Source organism: Streptomyces sp. NPDC017520, from assembly GCF_044329855.1.
Taxonomy (GTDB): domain Bacteria; phylum Actinomycetota; class Actinomycetes; order Streptomycetales; family Streptomycetaceae; genus Streptomyces.
Genome location: NZ_JBIRKB010000008.1, coordinates 49,696 through 64,209, shown reverse-complemented (window position 1 = coordinate 64,209; position 14,514 = coordinate 49,696). Strand labels below are relative to the sequence as shown.

General features: G+C 71.0%; 10 protein-coding genes. 3 read left to right on the top strand and 7 right to left on the bottom strand.

The window, feature by feature from the left end:
• Positions 1 to 136 precede the first annotated feature (136 nt).
• Positions 137 to 634, top strand: a complete 498-nt coding sequence (locus ACH4KB_RS20305; RefSeq protein ID WP_398067275.1) for a phospholipase — start codon at positions 137 to 139, stop codon at positions 632 to 634.
• A gap of 109 nt (positions 635 to 743) precedes the next feature.
• Here the strand turns inward: ACH4KB_RS20305 and ACH4KB_RS20300 are convergent, their stop codons facing one another.
• Positions 744 to 1,922, bottom strand: a complete 1,179-nt coding sequence (locus tag ACH4KB_RS20300; protein WP_398067274.1) for a S1 family peptidase — start codon at positions 1,920 to 1,922, stop codon at positions 744 to 746.
• Between the two features lie 365 nt (positions 1,923 to 2,287).
• Here ACH4KB_RS20300 and ACH4KB_RS20295 point away from each other — a divergent pair, with 365 nt between their 5' ends.
• Positions 2,288 to 3,199 carry an alpha/beta fold hydrolase gene (locus tag ACH4KB_RS20295; RefSeq protein ID WP_398067273.1) on the top strand — a complete coding sequence of 304 codons (912 nt, stop codon included), beginning with the start codon at positions 2,288 to 2,290 and terminating at the stop codon, positions 3,197 to 3,199.
• An 18-nt stretch (positions 3,200 to 3,217) separates the two neighbouring features.
• Here the strand turns inward: ACH4KB_RS20295 and fxsT are convergent, their stop codons facing one another.
• The 4 genes from fxsT to fxsA all read right to left on the bottom strand — a co-directional run bounded on the left by fxsT (position 3,218) and on the right by fxsA (position 11,102).
• Positions 3,218 to 7,153, bottom strand: a complete 3,936-nt coding sequence (fxsT, locus tag ACH4KB_RS20290; protein WP_398067272.1) for an FxSxx-COOH system tetratricopeptide repeat protein — start codon at positions 7,151 to 7,153, stop codon at positions 3,218 to 3,220.
• The gene (fsxC, locus tag ACH4KB_RS20285) at positions 7,150 to 8,490 is read right to left on the bottom strand and encodes an FxsC protein (RefSeq protein WP_398067271.1); all 1,341 of its coding nucleotides are present in this window, start codon (positions 8,488 to 8,490) and stop codon (positions 7,150 to 7,152) included. The genes fxsT and fsxC overlap by 4 nt, the downstream gene beginning before the upstream one ends.
• A 74-nt stretch (positions 8,491 to 8,564) precedes the next feature.
• Positions 8,565 to 10,907: a radical SAM/SPASM protein FxsBH, inactivated beta-hydroxylase extension form gene (gene fxsBH / locus ACH4KB_RS20280; RefSeq protein ID WP_398067270.1), complete on the bottom strand. Its 2,343-nt coding sequence runs from the start codon at positions 10,905 to 10,907 to the stop codon at positions 8,565 to 8,567.
• 30 nt (positions 10,908 to 10,937) lie between these two features.
• Complete coding sequence (fxsA, locus tag ACH4KB_RS20275; RefSeq protein WP_398067269.1) at positions 10,938 to 11,102, bottom strand: FxSxx-COOH cyclophane-containing RiPP peptide; 165 nt, start codon at positions 11,100 to 11,102, stop codon at positions 10,938 to 10,940.
• Positions 11,103 to 11,900: 798 nt separating this feature from the next.
• Here fxsA and ACH4KB_RS20270 point away from each other — a divergent pair.
• A complete protein-coding gene (locus tag ACH4KB_RS20270; RefSeq protein WP_398067268.1) occupies positions 11,901 to 12,827 on the top strand; it encodes a DUF4231 domain-containing protein in 927 nt (308 codons plus the stop codon).
• Between the two features lie 53 nt (positions 12,828 to 12,880).
• Here ACH4KB_RS20270 and ACH4KB_RS20265 read toward each other — a convergent pair whose 3' ends face one another.
• Both ACH4KB_RS20265 and ACH4KB_RS20260 read right to left on the bottom strand, forming a co-directional pair.
• The gene (locus ACH4KB_RS20265; protein WP_398067267.1) at positions 12,881 to 13,360 is read right to left on the bottom strand and encodes a hypothetical protein; all 480 of its coding nucleotides are present in this window, start codon (positions 13,358 to 13,360) and stop codon (positions 12,881 to 12,883) included.
• Positions 13,361 to 13,567: 207 nt separating this feature from the next.
• Entirely contained in the window at positions 13,568 to 14,467 is a 900-nt protein-coding gene (locus ACH4KB_RS20260; RefSeq protein ID WP_398067266.1) for a S1 family peptidase, read from the bottom strand.
• Positions 14,468 to 14,514: the final 47 nt, after the last annotated feature.

Below are 14,514 nucleotides of genomic sequence, written 5' to 3'. Positions count from 1 at the left end.
GTGCACACCAACTCTTGATGTCCGGTCAGCGCGACGCCTAGTCATGACAGGTGCATGACGGCATGCTGGAGCGGCCTCGTACCACCCGACGAGGAGCACGGCCAGGACCACTCCTTTCACCCCACGGAGGTCGCTCATGCGTCGTCGATTCACGGTTCCGCTCGCCGCGGTCGCCCTGTCGCTCCCGCTCAGCCTGATCACCGCCGCCTCCGCCGCGGCAGCCCCCGCCGACAAACCCCAGGTGCTCAGCTCCTGGACCCAGACGAGCGCCTCCAGCCACAACGCCTGGAACGCCGCCCGCAACAACCAGGGCGCCTGGTCCGCGTATGGCTTCAACTGGTCGACGGACTACTGCAGCAGCTCCCCCGACAACCCGTTCGGCTTCCCCTTCCAGACCTCCTGCGCCCGCCATGACTTCGGCTACCGGAACTACAAGGCCGCCGGTACGTTCTCCGCCAACAAGGCCCGCATCGACTCCGCCTTCTACGAGGACCTCAAGCGCGTGTGCGCCCGCTACTCGGGCGCGACGAAGACCTCGTGCAACGGCACCGCCTGGACCTACTACCAGGCCGTGAGCATCTTCGGCGTCTCCCCGGCCAAGGCGGACTCCGACAATCTGATCAAGGCCGCCTGACCGCCCGGCCGCCCACGGCACCCGCGCCACCTCGCACGACACACCGCACAAGGGGAGAGGCCCCCGGCGTACCGGGGGCCTCACCGTGTCGCCGTGACGCGGTGGAGCGTCAGCCGATCTCGGCGCCGTAGGCGGCCAGCGCCTCCGGTACCGGCTGGAAGAAGGTCGTGCCGCCCGAGGAGCAGTCGCCGCTGCCGCCCGAGGTCAGACCGAGCGCGGTGTCGCCCGCGAAGAGGGCGCCGCCGCTGTCGCCGGGCTCGGCGCAGACCGTCGTCCGGATGAGGCCGTTGACGATGTCGCCGTTGCCGTAGTTGACCGTGGCGTCCAGCGCGGTGACCTCACCGTCGTGCACCTGGGTGGTGGAGCCGCTGCGGGTGACCGCCTGGCCGACCGTCGCGTCGCCCGCCCGCGTGATCGCCTGGGTCGAGCCGTCGTAGAGGTTCACCTCGCTCGGGTGCGCGGTGTCCGAGGTGTACTTGACCAGGCCGTAGTCGTTCTCCGGGAAGCTGGAGCCCTCGTTCGCCCCGATCTCCGGGCCGCCCTGGGTGTCCGACCAGCTGGTGACCGACTCGGTGCAGTGGCCGGCGGTCAGGAAGTACGGCTCCCCGCCCTTGACCACGTTGAAGCCGAGCGAGCAGCGGGAGCCGGAGCCCCAGATCGCGTCGCCGCCCGCGATCAGCGGCGTGAACTCACCCACCGTCCTGTTGAGTTCGGCCGTGCCGCCGAGCCCCTCGACCACGGCCGAGAGCTTCTTCCAGGCCGCGCCGTCGACCGTGCTGTCGGCGGTGACGAGCACCTTGTTGCTCACCGGGTCGACCGCCCAGGAGGTGCCCGGGATCGTCGCCCTGTCGGTGAGGGTCGCCCGGGCCGACTTCAGCTCGGCGAGGGAGTTCTCCACGATTCTGGCCTTGCCGCCCGCCTGGCGGACCTGCTCGGCGGCGGCCTCGTCGACGACGTTCACGACGAGGGTCTTCGCTGTGGTGTCGTAGTACGAGCCTGCCGCGTCCGCGCCCAGGTCACGGTCCAGGGCGGTGGCCAGCTTTCCGGCCGCGTCCGCGCCGAGGGTCTTGGCCGCGAATACCGGCACATCGTCACTGGCGTTCGCGGTCTGGAACGTGAATCCCGCCGCGACCAGGGCGACGACGGCCGAGCCGGCCAGCGTCGCGCGCTTCCTGGATATACGTCGATGCTTCAACTTCGACCTCCTGTGGGGCCGTGCACGGAGCAAGTGGGGTGCCCGTACACGGAGGATGGGGCGCCCACTATTCCGACGCGGCGAAACGCACACAAGGTCGGCTTCCAGACGTGCACACGACAGCGACGCTTCGCGCGCGGGTTGTTCACCTGCCCCGGGTCCTGTTCACCTGCCTCGAGTCCTGCCACGTCGGTTCCGATCGCGAACACCCGGTGCAACCGCCGGCGGCCCCTGGGTGAGGACCAGTGCTGTCCGGTATTCGCCGTTGCGGATCCGGATGGTGCGCCGGCCCGTCCGGATGCCGACGGAGATCGTCCGCCGGGAGCCTCCCCGTAGCTTCACAGTTCCTGTCGCGCGACAGTCCCGGTAACGCCCCTGATGGGTCATCATCGAAAAGGCAGCACACGCCGGGCACACCGTGCCCGGGCCGGCCGGGTGACCGAGCGGAGGAGGAACGGGTGCGCAATCGGGTGCTCGCGGCGGACGGGCGGCATCTGATGGTGGAACGGATGGGCGATCCACGGGGGAGACCGGTCTTCCTCCTCCACGGCACTCCGGGCAGCAGGCTCGGGCCCGCTCCCCGCTCCATGGTGCTGTACCAGCGCCATACGCAGTTGATCACCTACGACCGCCCGGGATACGGCGGCAGCGACCGGCACGGGGGCCGTCGGATCGCGGACGTCGTCGAGGACGTCCGGGCCATCGCCGACTCCCTGGGCCTGAAGCGATTCGCCGTGGTGGGCCGCTCCGGCGGGGCCCCGCACGCCCTGGCCTGCGCGGCGCTGATGCCGGAACGGATCACCCGGACCGCGGCGCTGGTCAGTCTCGCGCCCCCGGACGCGGCCGGTCTCGACTGGTTCGACGGGATGACCGCGTCCAATGTGCTCGCGTACTCCACCGCGGCCGACGACCCGGAGAGCCTGGCGGAGTCCTTCATCACGCGCTCGGCGCAGATCCGCCGGGACCCGGTCCGGCTCCTGGACGACCTGCGCCGGGAGCTGACCGACTCCGACCGGGTGGTGGTCAACGACGCGGGGATCCGCTCCATGCTGTTGCGCAACTACAGCGAGGGGCTGCGCACCTCGGCGTACGGCTGGATCGACGACGCCATCGCGTTCTGCAGCCCCTGGGGGTTCGATCCCGGCCGGATCACCGGCAAGGTGCTCCTCTGGCACGGGGTGAAGGACGTCTTCTCCCCGGTCGGCCACTCCCGCTGGCTGGCCGGGCAGATACCGGGCGCCACCGCCGTACTCGAACCGAAGGCGGCCCACTTCGACGCGTTCCCCATGCTCCCCCGCATCCTCGACTGGCTGCTGGACGAGCGGGAGCCCCCGGACGGGACCGTGCGGGGGGTCCGGCCGGGAGGGTGAGCCCTCCCGGCCGGGCGGTCACACCGACATCGGTTCCAGTTCCCGCCGGAACCGCTCGTCGGTCCGGGCCATCCGGACCAGCGGATGGTCGTCGCCGAGCTGGCGCGACAGCTCGGGGACGATCTCCGCCCGCAACTGCACCGCCTCGTCCTCCCGCCCCACGGCAGCGAGCGTGACCGCCATGTTCGAGGACATGGCCAGGGTCTCCGGATGGTGCGCCCCGAGCGCCGCGCGCAGCTGCCCGGCCAGCCGCTGCTCGGTCTTCAGCACGAGGTCCAGCTCTCCCCGGTCCGCCGTCGCGCTGGCCAGGTTCATCACACAGAACAGGGTGTTCGGGTGGTCGCGGCCGAACGTCTCCCGCATGGTGGCGACGACCAGCTTCAGCACCCGCTCCGCCGCCTCCGTCTCCCCGGCCCCCGTCAGATAGACGCCGAGGTTGTTCTGCGCCGCCAGGGTGTACGGGTGCCTCTCCCCCGGCACCTTCATGAACTGGTCGACGACCTCCTGCGCCGTGTCCCTCGCCTCGGCGCTCTCGCCCGCCGCGAACAGGTCCGCGGCGAGGTTGAGGTCGCAGGCCAGCGAATCGGGGTTGGCGATGGTGTACTTCGCCCGGTAGCGGGCGCGGGTCGCCACCGTGAGACGGCGGGCGTCCTCCAGCCGGCCCGCCCTGCGCAACGACACCGCGAGGCTCTTCGCGGCGCTCAGCGTGGTGGGGAAGCTGCGGCCCATCGTCTCCTTGAAGCTGTTGTACGTGGTGCTGAGCAGCCCCACCGAGTCCTCGTACCGTCCGACCTCCCGCAGGTCACGGGCGAGGTTCATGGCGGAGGACAGGCTGTAGGGGTGCTCCGGTCCGAGCACCTGGGAGCGGAGGTCGTAGACGTCCTGGTCGATCTCCCGGGCGCGGGCGTACTGGCCGACGCTGCGCAGGTTCAGGGCCAGGTTGTTGGCGGCGGCCAGGGTCCGGGGGTGGGAGTCGTGGAAGATCTGCCCGAACCCCTCGTGGGCCTCGGTCGCCATCTCGATCGCCCGGGCGTAGTCCCCCAGCAGACCGAGGTCGATGGCCAGGCTGCTGGTGGTCATGTACGTGTGCGGGTGCTCGGGTCCCAGCACCGCCCGCTGCCGCTCCAGGGTGAACTCGTCCAGCTCCTTCGCCTCCACGTAACGGCCCCGGGTGCGCAGGATGTTGGAGAGGTGGAAGCAGAGGTAGAGGTACTGCAGGTCGCGCTCTCCCAGCTTCCCCTCCCAGATCTCCCGCAGCTCGTCGCCGAGCGCGCCCGCGGTCCTGACGTCGCCGCGCTTCCAGAGGTAGCGGACCCGGTCGATCAGGAGCCTGCGGGTCTCCGGCTCCTTGCAGTTGCGGGCGTCGGAGGGGCCGAGGTGCGGCCAGATCGTCGCGAAGCGCGGCCAGGTCTCCGGGTTGTCGATCGGCTCGTCGTCGTCGGGCCGGGCGCCGGCCAGGATGCGGTGGACGACGTGCCGGGCCTCGCGCTGCTCCTCCTCGCTGAGCTGTGCCTTGATCACGGCCTGGACGAGGCGGTGGACCTGGATGGAGTTGGAGACCTGGTCGACCTTGGCGAGGGCGAACCGGCCGATCTCCCGGATGACCCGGCCCAGCACCAGCTTCTCCTGGAGCGAGGAGTCGTACGGCTTCAGCGCGTCGATCATCTCCTTGCTGTAGAGGAGGTTCGCGGAGATCGGTTCCGGGGCGAAGAAGGCGCAGAGCTGGAGGAGCCGCACGGCGGCGGGCGAGCGCTCCTTGAGCCGGGCGATGGAGATGTTCCAGGTCGCGGCGACCGGTTCCGGGTAGCCGGCCGGCTGGTTGAGCCCGAGGACCTGGGGGGCCTGCCGGGCGAGCTGTTCGAGATAGGCGTCGATGGGAGTGGCGGTCTCCGCGATCCAGGCGGCCGCCTGCTCCACCGCGAGCGGCAGGTCGCCCACGGCGGTCGCCACCTGGTCGGCGTCCTCGTCGCTGAGCCCCGGCGCCCGGCGCTGGAGGTGCTCGATCGACTCCTCGCGCAGGAAGACGTCCACGGGCAGCGCGTCCCCGTGCTGGGACCAGCTCTGGTTGCGGGAGGTCACCAGGATGTGGCCCGAGCCGCCCTGCGGGAAGTAGCGGCGCAGCTGCTCGGGGTCGTCCGCGTTGTCGAAGACCAGCAGCCAGCGGTCCGAGGGCACGCCGCGCCGGAGCAGGTCGACGGCCTCCTGGGAGGCGGCGGCCATGTCGTCGCCGCCCTGGGCGCCGAGCCGGACGGCGAGCTCGGCGAGCGAGGCGACCACGTCGTCGGTCTGCTCGGACGATATCCACCACACCAGGTCGTAGTCGGCCATGAAGCGGTGCACGTACTCCAGGGCCACCTGGGTCTTGCCGACGCCGCCGAGTCCGTACAGGGTCTGCGGCTGCGGCAGGACGACGGCCAGGCCGCCGCCGAGCTGGTCGCGCATCCGCTCCAGGACGAGCGAGCGGCCGGTGAATCCGGGGTTGCGGGGCGGCGCGTTCCAGATCCTCGGCACGGTGCCGGGGAAGCGGGGCCCGGGCGAGACCCCGTCGGCCACCTGCACCGGACGGTCCAGGGCCCGCATCACGGCGGTGGTGGCGTGCACCTCGTCCAGCCGGAAGAGGTCGACGGGGTTGCGGTCGATGTAGGGAGCGCTCAGGCGTACGTCCCCGACCCGCAGGGGGACCAGTCGGCGGCGGCCGCTGCCGACGGCCTCCGAGGCGGTCCGCTCCCACAGCTCGACCGCGCGCTGGGACTTCAGGTAGGCGCTGGAGAGCAGCACGACGGTGCGGACGGTGTTCTCCGCGGGAGCCTCGCCGACCTCCTCCGGAGGACGTTCGGCGGAGACGTCGCGCGGAACCACCCGGAAGCCGGCCCGGGTGAGGATCGATTCGAGCCAGTCGGCCCACATCCGGTTCTCCGCCACATAGCTGAGGAAGAGATCGGCGGGCAGAGCGGGCCTGCGCCGGGTGAAGGCGTCGCGGATCCGCAGGCGGACCTCCTCGCCGATCGGGGGCATCGAGGTGATCTCCCGGTCGGTGATGACCGCGACGAGCCGTTCGAAGGCGGAGAGCAGCGAGTTGGAGAGCCCGGCCTCGTCACCGAAGGTGGCGAGCGTCTCCTCGTAGGCGTAGTAGGGCCGGTAGGGGATCTCGACCGCGCCCCAGTAGGCGGTGAGTTCGTCGCCGGACAGGTCGCGCGGCAGCCGGTCGAACTTGAGCCGGGCCAGCGCCCGCCCGGCGTCCGCCTTCTCCTTCTCGCCCTCGTCGATGCGCATCGGGACGGGGTAGAGGGCGATGGGACGGCCGGTGTTGCGCTCGGCGATCTGGCGGGCGACGGAGGCCGCGCCGTCGATGGACTGGTCGCTGAGGGTGAAGCAGTCGACGAGCACGTCCGGGAGGTGGACGGTGCAGATGTCGGCGATGTCGCTGAGGCCGGTCCGGCTGTCGATGAGGACGTAGTCGTAGTTGGCCTTCATGTCGTCGCGCAGCGCGTCGAAGAAGTGGCCGCCGCCGAACCGGTCGTAGAAGTTGTCCCAGTCGAAGGTGGAGACGGTCGCGGAGTATTCGCGGTTCTGCCGTCCGGCGGAGACGAAGTCGAGCGTCCCGCCGCGCGGGAACTCCCAGCCGAGCGACTCCGGGGTCAGCGACACGGCGTGCGGCTGGATGCGGGCGTAGTCGCGGTGCCAGTCATCGGGGCGCTGGGCGGGGCTGGTCGCGGCCCAGGCGTACTCGGTGATCAGGTCGATCACGCCGGTGGTGGCGCCGAGGGTGGCCGGGTCGAGGAAGGGGTGGAAGAACCGGTGCAGCCCGGGGGCCTCCAGGTCCCAGTCGACGGCCAGTACCCGCTTGCCGTTGGCCGCGAGGATCCAGGCGGTGTTGGCGAGCGCCATGGTGCGCCCGGTACCGCCCTTGTACGAGTAGAAGGTGACGATGCGCCCGTCACGACCGGCACTCATAGGTCCTCCGCTTCCGTCGCAGGGTCGTGCGGGTCGGGGATGTAGCTCGTACTGCCCATGGGGCCGGTGAGCCGGGTCCGCTCGCCGGAGCCGCCGCCGGATCCGGGAGGGTAGGCCTTGGCGTGCTTGAGGTACTGCTGGGCGGCCACCTCGACCACCTGGGGCAGGAGTTGACCGAACGCCTCCATGGTGGGCACTCCTTTCGCGGCGGCCCGGCACAGGGCCCGGCCCTGGCCCATCTTGATCGGCATGGTCGCTTCGAGCGTCGCGGTGAGCTCGCTCTCCGCCGCTCTGCTCTGGTGGTCGTCGCGGCTCCACGGCACGACCATGGTGACCCAGGGCCGGTTCTCGGCGTCGAAGGCGGCGAGCCTGCGGCGGTGGTCCTCGTCCCGGAGGGCCCAGCGGTCGACGAGCAGGATCTCGGGGGTGCTGGGCGGGGTCTTGCCGTCGTGCCGGTCCTCGTCGAACGAGGTGATGTGGGCCTGGTAGTTGAGGGACCGGACCAGCTCCTCCGCCACATAGGCCAGCGGGCGTGCGGCGGCCGGGTAGTAGGGGTTCCAGTCCTGGGGGTGGTCGCCGTAGTGGTCGCTGTTGCGGCCCTCGGGCAGATCGTGGCGCGTCGGTGCCGCGATGGTGATCTGCATCGGCCGGGGGGCGCCGACTCCGCTGCTGGGCGAGCCGAAGGCGCTGGGGGCGAGGCGGTAGTCGACGGGCCGGCCGGTGTCGATGCGGACCGAGTCGGCGACGCTCACGATGCGTTTGGCCAGTTCGTAGACGGCCCGTTCGTACTCCTCGGCGAAGAGTCTGAGCTTGATCAGGCCGTACAGGCCGTCGCTGACGTACCGTTCCCCGAAATCGCGGTGGTTGAACTGCAACCGCTCAGCGGAGCCTGGAAGTTGATTCGGCGGCACCGGTACCCAGAGTGCCGGGACGATGGCCTCGGCGGGCTGGTTGGAGCGGGCGCGGTGGTGGATGGCGCGCTGTTCGAAGGCGTACCACTCCTTGCCGCACATCTCGCTGGCGAAGTAGCGCGGCGAGAACAGCGGGACGAAGACCCGGCAGGTGGCGAGAACGTCGCCGAGCCGTTCCGACCAGCCCTCTCCGGAACGTATCTCCCGGTCCATGAAGCCCGCGGGCGCGCCCGCGGGTAAGTCGGTCATGGCCATCACGTGGCCGCAGAGGTCCTGGAAAAGCCGTTCGACCCACATATCGGGGTCCGTGCCGCCGCCGTACCCCGGCGTGTGGGCGTAACTCAGAAAGAAATACGGCCGATGGCCCACCGCTCGCTGTTGCGTCGATGCGTGCACACGACCCCCGTCCTGTGTGAGCACTCGCATCCCGGAAGGAGGAAGGGAGTGGAAGCGAACTCATCATTCCGGAGCGGACCGCTTTCCACCCCCCTGCCGTTCGGTCATTCGAACGTCACTTTCTGGTCAGATCCCAGGACGTTCGCCGTATGACCGGACGGCGGGAAGCTCCTGCCGCGATTCTTCTCGGTCGCACTCCGTGTTCCGCTGATCTCCTTGCGGACAGCGGAGATCAGCTGTTTTCCGTCGACCGTCACCTCCGCCGCGTTTTCGATCTTGTCGAGAGCTTCCGGAACACCCGTGAGGAAGCGCGGGTCGTAAAGCCCGAGCCCCGCCCGTTCGAATGTCTCGGCCAGCAGTCGGGAGAACGTCACGTGTTCGTTCCCCCAAGGCGTCCGATGTTCCCAGGTACCGTCAAGGGCGTAAAGATCCGTCACTTCACCGAGCGCCCGCAGTTTCGCCCGGCGGAATCCGCTCAGCAGGCCGAGTGCCAGCTCGTTCGCCTCCACCGACGGCCCGACGCCGAGCGCGCCGGGCCCGTGGCGCCCCGGCTCGGCGGCACCGGTGACCAGCGGGGTCAGCGTGGTCAGCGTGAGGGCGGCCTCGGCCGCCTGAGCGGGTACCGCGTCGGCCAGCAGCGACCAGGCTTCGCCGACCCGGTGCGCCCAGGCGTCGGCCTCCTCCGCTTCGAGGCGGTCGGTCGCGGGGGCGTCGAAGCAGTCGCGGAGGGGGTCGAGGTCGTCCAGCAGGAGTACGGGGGCGGGCGCCCGGCGCAGGACGTGTACGGGCAGCCAGTGCGGGCCCTCGGGCTCACCGGGGGCGATGCGCAGCTCCGTGCCGGGCGCGTCCTCATGCCGGCGGACGAAAAATCCGTCGGCCGTGGCGCGCACCACGGCCGTTCCCCGCTCGCCCGGGCCGCCGAGGAGCACGGTGCCGAGGGTGGGCAGATACAGGCCTCCGTCCCGGTAGGCCACCGGCACGGACAGGTCGTGTCCGGCGCGGACGGCGGCGGCGGCCACGGTGGCGCCGAGCCGTTCGGCGGCGGGCCCCGTCAGGCTGCGGCCCGCCTCGACGTCTCCCAGGGCGCCGACGAGCCAGGTGCGGGTGTAGGGGTGGGCGAGCACCGTGTCGAGCGCCTCGGCGCCCGGGGGGTCCGCCTCCAGCGTCGCCGCGAGGCGCCAGGCGTCGTCCCAGAGGGCCCCGCCCCGCCCGTCGAGGGTGTCGTGGAGAGCCGCGAGCAGGGTCCGGGTCAGGTCCTGGTGGGCGGCGAGCAGTTCGTCGGGCGCCCGGACGGCGGGCGACTCGGTGGCGGCGGCCGTACGCTCCTCGATGCCCCGGATCAGGGCGGCCAGGTCGGCGCAGTAGACCGACGGGTTGTCGAAGCCGCTGCCGCCGCCTTCGGGGCCGCTGCCGGAGCGGTACCGGTGGGTGTAGAGCCCGCCGCCGCACGAGCGCACGACGGGGCAGCGGCGGCAGGTCTCGCTGACCCCGGCCAGACCGAGTTGCCGCGCCCGGACGCCGGGGTGGGCCGCGACCTCGTCGAAGGTGTTGCGGAAGACGTCGAACCCGGTGGCGGCGGCGCCCTCGTAGGCGCTCTTGAGCGAGTCGACCTGTTCCAGCTGCCCGTCGGTCTCGATGACGACGAGGTCGGTGGGGGCCAGGCCGAGGGACTCGGTGAGGCTGGGGCCGCCGTTCAGGCTGGAGAGCACCGAGGCGAACATGCGGACGGGCATGGGGCGGCCCTGCTCCGTCCAGCGGTCGAAGACCGTCAGGAGCCAGTCGGCGTACGCGGTGGGCGAGCCGTCCGGGCGCGGGGGCGGGTCGTCCCAGGTGGCGTGCGGCAGCAGGAAGTCGACGAGCGGGGGCTGGAGTGCGGCGAGGGCGTCCTGGACGGCCACCGGGTCGTTGTGGATGTCGACCGTGCACAGCAGGCCGAGGTCCAGGTGGCGGTAGCGCTCCTCGCGGAGCAGTTCGACGGCTCGCAGCACCATCGGGTGGCTGCTGCGCCCATCGGCGAAGCGGCGGTGGCGGTCGTTGGCCGCGCGGTCGCCGTCGAGCGAGATCCCGACCCGTACGTGGAACTCGTCGAAGAGGTCGAGGTAACGGGGGCTGAGCTGGACGCCGTTGGTGTGGATCCTGAGGTCCAGCTCAGCGATGCCGTTCAGAGCCGAGCCGAGCTCCTCGCAGACCCGTCGCAGTCGCGCGGGCCCCGCCAGGAGCGGTTCCCCGCCGTGCAGGATCACTGTTACGGAGGGAAGCGCATGAGTCGTCGCATGCTCGGCCAGACGCCGGGCGGTCCAGGAAATCGCCTCGTCAGAGATGACCTTGGGGCGTGTCAGCCAGCTCTGGTCGGCGTGTTCGTAGACATAACAATGATCACAGGCCAGATCGCACCTGCTGTGCACTTTCAGCACGAATTCACGGAAGGGGACCAGGGGTCCTGTCATCCCGTCATTCTAGCCGCTTCTGACGTCGGCTCAGAGAGCCGAATTGAACGTGGAGATCCGGGTGGACCTGGCCGTTGTCGCACCGCATACGCGGTTGATCTTCCTGGCGGCCTCGGCACTGCGGACGTCGGTCGCCGAGAGGGTCGCGCGGGTCTTCGCGGAGGCGGAGGCGGGGGTGGTTCCGTAGGTCTTCACGGCCGTCCTAGGGGGATCCTGAAGGGGTCTGTTTCCGGACATTGAAACGCTGCCGGATTGCGTGTCATCACACGTCCCGGCACGCGCACTTTACTACCGCGGAGGCTCTTCCACATGCCGGCGGAGCGGCCTTCACACCTGGAATCGAAACTCGAAACGCGCCTTCCGCTCGGCCGCTCGGGTGAGCGGGGGACGAGCGGCGGAACCGGCGGCCCCGGGGGCCGTCCCCGCCGCCGCCGGCACGCGCAGGTGAGAGGCTTCCCGCCACCGGCGGGACCGCTCGCACAGGTGACGGGCGCGCGCATCGCGCGGGTCCCGGACGGCGGGCGCCGGGAGGCTCCGGCGGGACGGCGGTTCACCCGTTCACCAGCCTCTCGCCAGGGAGGACGTGTTCCGCCCGGGCGCCGCGCACGCGGTCCGGGGCGGGTTCGTGGCCGTCGCCCCGCGGCGCCCGTGACCCGGGCCCGGACGCGCGATGCGTCGGTCCGCTCGGCGCACCACCGCCGGCACCCGCCCACCATCCCGGTCACCCTCGATGGCCCCTCCCCGCACGGAGGTGGTCGCGCCCACCACAGGGGGCAGCAACTCACGTCTGCTTCAACCCAGTTGAACAACCTTGCCACAGCGCCGCGATGTGAGGAAGGTCACCCGCGCGGAAGTGGCCGAACCCTGTCGTGGTGACCGTCCGAGGAGCCGGGACGCTCTTGCCGCGTCCGGTCCTCCCCCCTACTCTCGGGGCCCGGGCGGGCAGGCCCCACGACCGGCCGGGTCATACGACAACTGCAGACGGAGGCGTCCATGACGGCGTTGCCCGAGCCGCTGAGATCCATGGTCTTCAGGAACGACGACCTGCCGGCGCTGTTCCACCACACGGACGCGGTCGCCGTGGCCCGCCAGCGTGAGGCCGTGAACACGACCCGGGCGCAGCTCGCGCTGCTCGTGGCGGGCACGGTGCCCGCGGCGCTGCCCTGGCACACCGAGGACGGGCCGGCGGCCCGTGCCCTGTACGGCGCCGCGGTGCTGGCCTATCTGGGCGTGCTCTTCGCGACCTTCCTCGCCTCCCACCGCAAGGCAAAATCGCACTGGCAACTGAACCGTTCGGCGGCCGAGTTCATCAAGTCCAACTGCTGGCGCTACGCCGTCCACGGCGCACCGTTCGACAGCGCGTCGGAGCACCCGGAGGCACTGTTCGCCAATCGCCTGGAGGACGGCCTCCAGGAGTTGCGCAAGGTGGGCTGGGCCGACCCGCGCGAGGAACTGCCGGATTCCGGCGGCCTCATCACGGAATCCATGCGCGCGTTACGGAACAAGGCCTACACGGTGCGCAAGGAAACGTATGTACGGGACCGGCTCATCGAACAGCGGCGCTGGTACCGCAGGCGCCAGCAGGCCTCCCGGCGTGGGGCGATCCTGTGGTCGGGCGCCATTGTCGCGCTGACGCTCCCGGCGCTGGCGCTGAGCGTGTTCCAGGCGTTCGGGGTGGGGCGCTCGTTCGGCCTGACGGGGGCGTTCTCCGCGGCGGCGGCGGCCTGTCTCGCCTGGAACGAGATGCGTCGGCACCATCCGCTGATCTCGGCGCACTCGCTGGTGGAGAAGGACCTGGAGTCGATGCAGGCCGCCATGGAGACCACCCTCACCGAGCGGCACTGGCCGGCGGCGGTGTTCGAGACCGAGCGGATCGTGTCGCCCGAGCACACCGACTGGCTGGTCAGACATCGCGTGTGAGCCGGTGGGCACCCACCGGTCCTGGGCACCCACCGGTCCTGGGCACCCTCCGGTCAGCCGCGCAGTACTCCGTCTCGCCAGATCACGGTGACCGGGCGGCCCAGGGTGCGGGCGTACGTCACGATGTCGCCCGTGCCGCCGAGGCCCCGGGCCGGGAGGCCGTCCCAGACGGCGAGCAGCCGGTCGCAGTGGTCGGCGATGTAGGCGCCCGCCGCGTAGTACGCCTCGTCGGTGGAGTGCGGGAAGTCGAGCCGGACCTCCCGCACCGCGCGCGCCTTGAGCATCCGATAGCGGGCGAGGTCGACGGCGTTCTCGAAACAGGCCTCGTAGTCGCCGCTGGGGATCACGGCGGTCAGTTCGGCCCCACAGGCGAGGGCGAGGTCGGCGAAGAGCTGGTCGGCGCCGACCGCCAGGCTGGAGAGCGCCTGCGTTGCACCGTCGAGGCCGCACAGTGCGGCCCGCAGACCCGCGAGCACATGGGCCTCGGCCTCGGCGGGGATGGAGCGGTGACCGGTCACTCCGATGCGATTCACGGACCTGCTACCCCCTGATGCCAGCGGAGCGCGGCCGTGGGCGCGCCCGCCCCCGTCGCCCCGCCCCCGCCCCCGTCGCCCCGTAGCGGCGACCCGTCCTGGCGCCATCCTCTCAAGAGCTCCCCGGCGAGCGGGAGCCCCCGTCCGGAATTCCGGACGGGGGCACGTTTGTACGGACTGCTCCGTACCCGGCCGGCGTGGGACCGGTCAGTACACGCTGACGCCGTACGCGCTCAGCGCCTCGGTGACCGGCTGGAAGAAGGTCGTTCCGCCGGAGGAGCAGTTGCCGCTGCCGCCGGAGGTGAGACCGATCGCCCGGGTGCCGGAGTAGAGCGGGCCGCCGGAGTCGCCGGGCTCGGCGCACACGTTGGTGCGGATCATGCCGTAGACGACGTCGCCGCCCCCGTAGTTGACGGTGGCGTTGAGTCCGGTGACCGAACCGCTGTGGGTGCCGGTGGTGGAGCCGCGGCGGGTGACGGACATGCCGTTGGTGGCGTTGGCGGCGCTGGTGATGTCCTGGTTGCCGACCGTGCCGCTCTTGGTGATGCTGCTGTTGGTGTAGCGCACGATGCCGTAGTCGTTGTTCGGGAAGCTCGACCCGGCGGTCGTGCCGAGCACGGTGGTGCGGGCCGAGTTCGCCCACCAGGTGGTCGCGCCGTCCGTGCAGTGGCCGGCGGTCAGGAAGTAGTAAGTGCTGCCGCTGCGGACGTTGAAGCCGAGCGAGCAGCGTCCGGTGCTGGAGTAGATCGCGTCACCGCCGGAGATCAGCTTGGTGAACTTGCCCGGCGTGCGCTCGATGCGCAGCGCGTCGGCGTTGGCGCCCGCCGACTTCTTGATCTGGTTGATCTCCGCCTTCGAGACCGTGCTGTCGACGGTGACGACGAGGCGCTTGGACTGCGGGTCGATGTTCCAGGCGGTGCCCGCGATGTCGGCGCCGAGCACGGCGTCGCTCGCCGCGGTCAGCTGGTTGGCACTGAACGTCCGGGGGGTTTCGGCGTTCGCGGTGGGAATGGCCATCGCCGCGACGGCGGCGAGCCCCGCGAGTACGGCCGTGGTACGGACGCGTCTCGCCGCGGTCGAGCGGTTACTGGTGCGCTTGATCCTCACTTCGGGTTCCTCCGAGGGGAATCGGGGGCCCTCCTGTGGGGTGGCGG

What these genes read in the sequence shown, in the direction of transcription:
- fxsT (WP_398067272.1), bottom strand. Translation starts at nt 7,153, where the DNA reads ATGAGTGCCGGTCGTGACGGGCGCATCGTCACCTTCTACTCGTACAAG.
- ACH4KB_RS20270 (WP_398067268.1), top strand. Translation starts at nt 11,901, where the DNA reads ATGACGGCGTTGCCCGAGCCGCTGAGATCCATGGTCTTCAGGAACGAC.
- fsxC (WP_398067271.1), bottom strand. Translation starts at nt 8,490, where the DNA reads ATGCGAGTGCTCACACAGGACGGGGGTCGTGTGCACGCATCGACGCAA.
- ACH4KB_RS20305 (WP_398067275.1), top strand. Translation starts at nt 137, where the DNA reads ATGCGTCGTCGATTCACGGTTCCGCTCGCCGCGGTCGCCCTGTCGCTC.
- fxsBH (WP_398067270.1), bottom strand. Translation starts at nt 10,907, where the DNA reads ATGACAGGACCCCTGGTCCCCTTCCGTGAATTCGTGCTGAAAGTGCAC.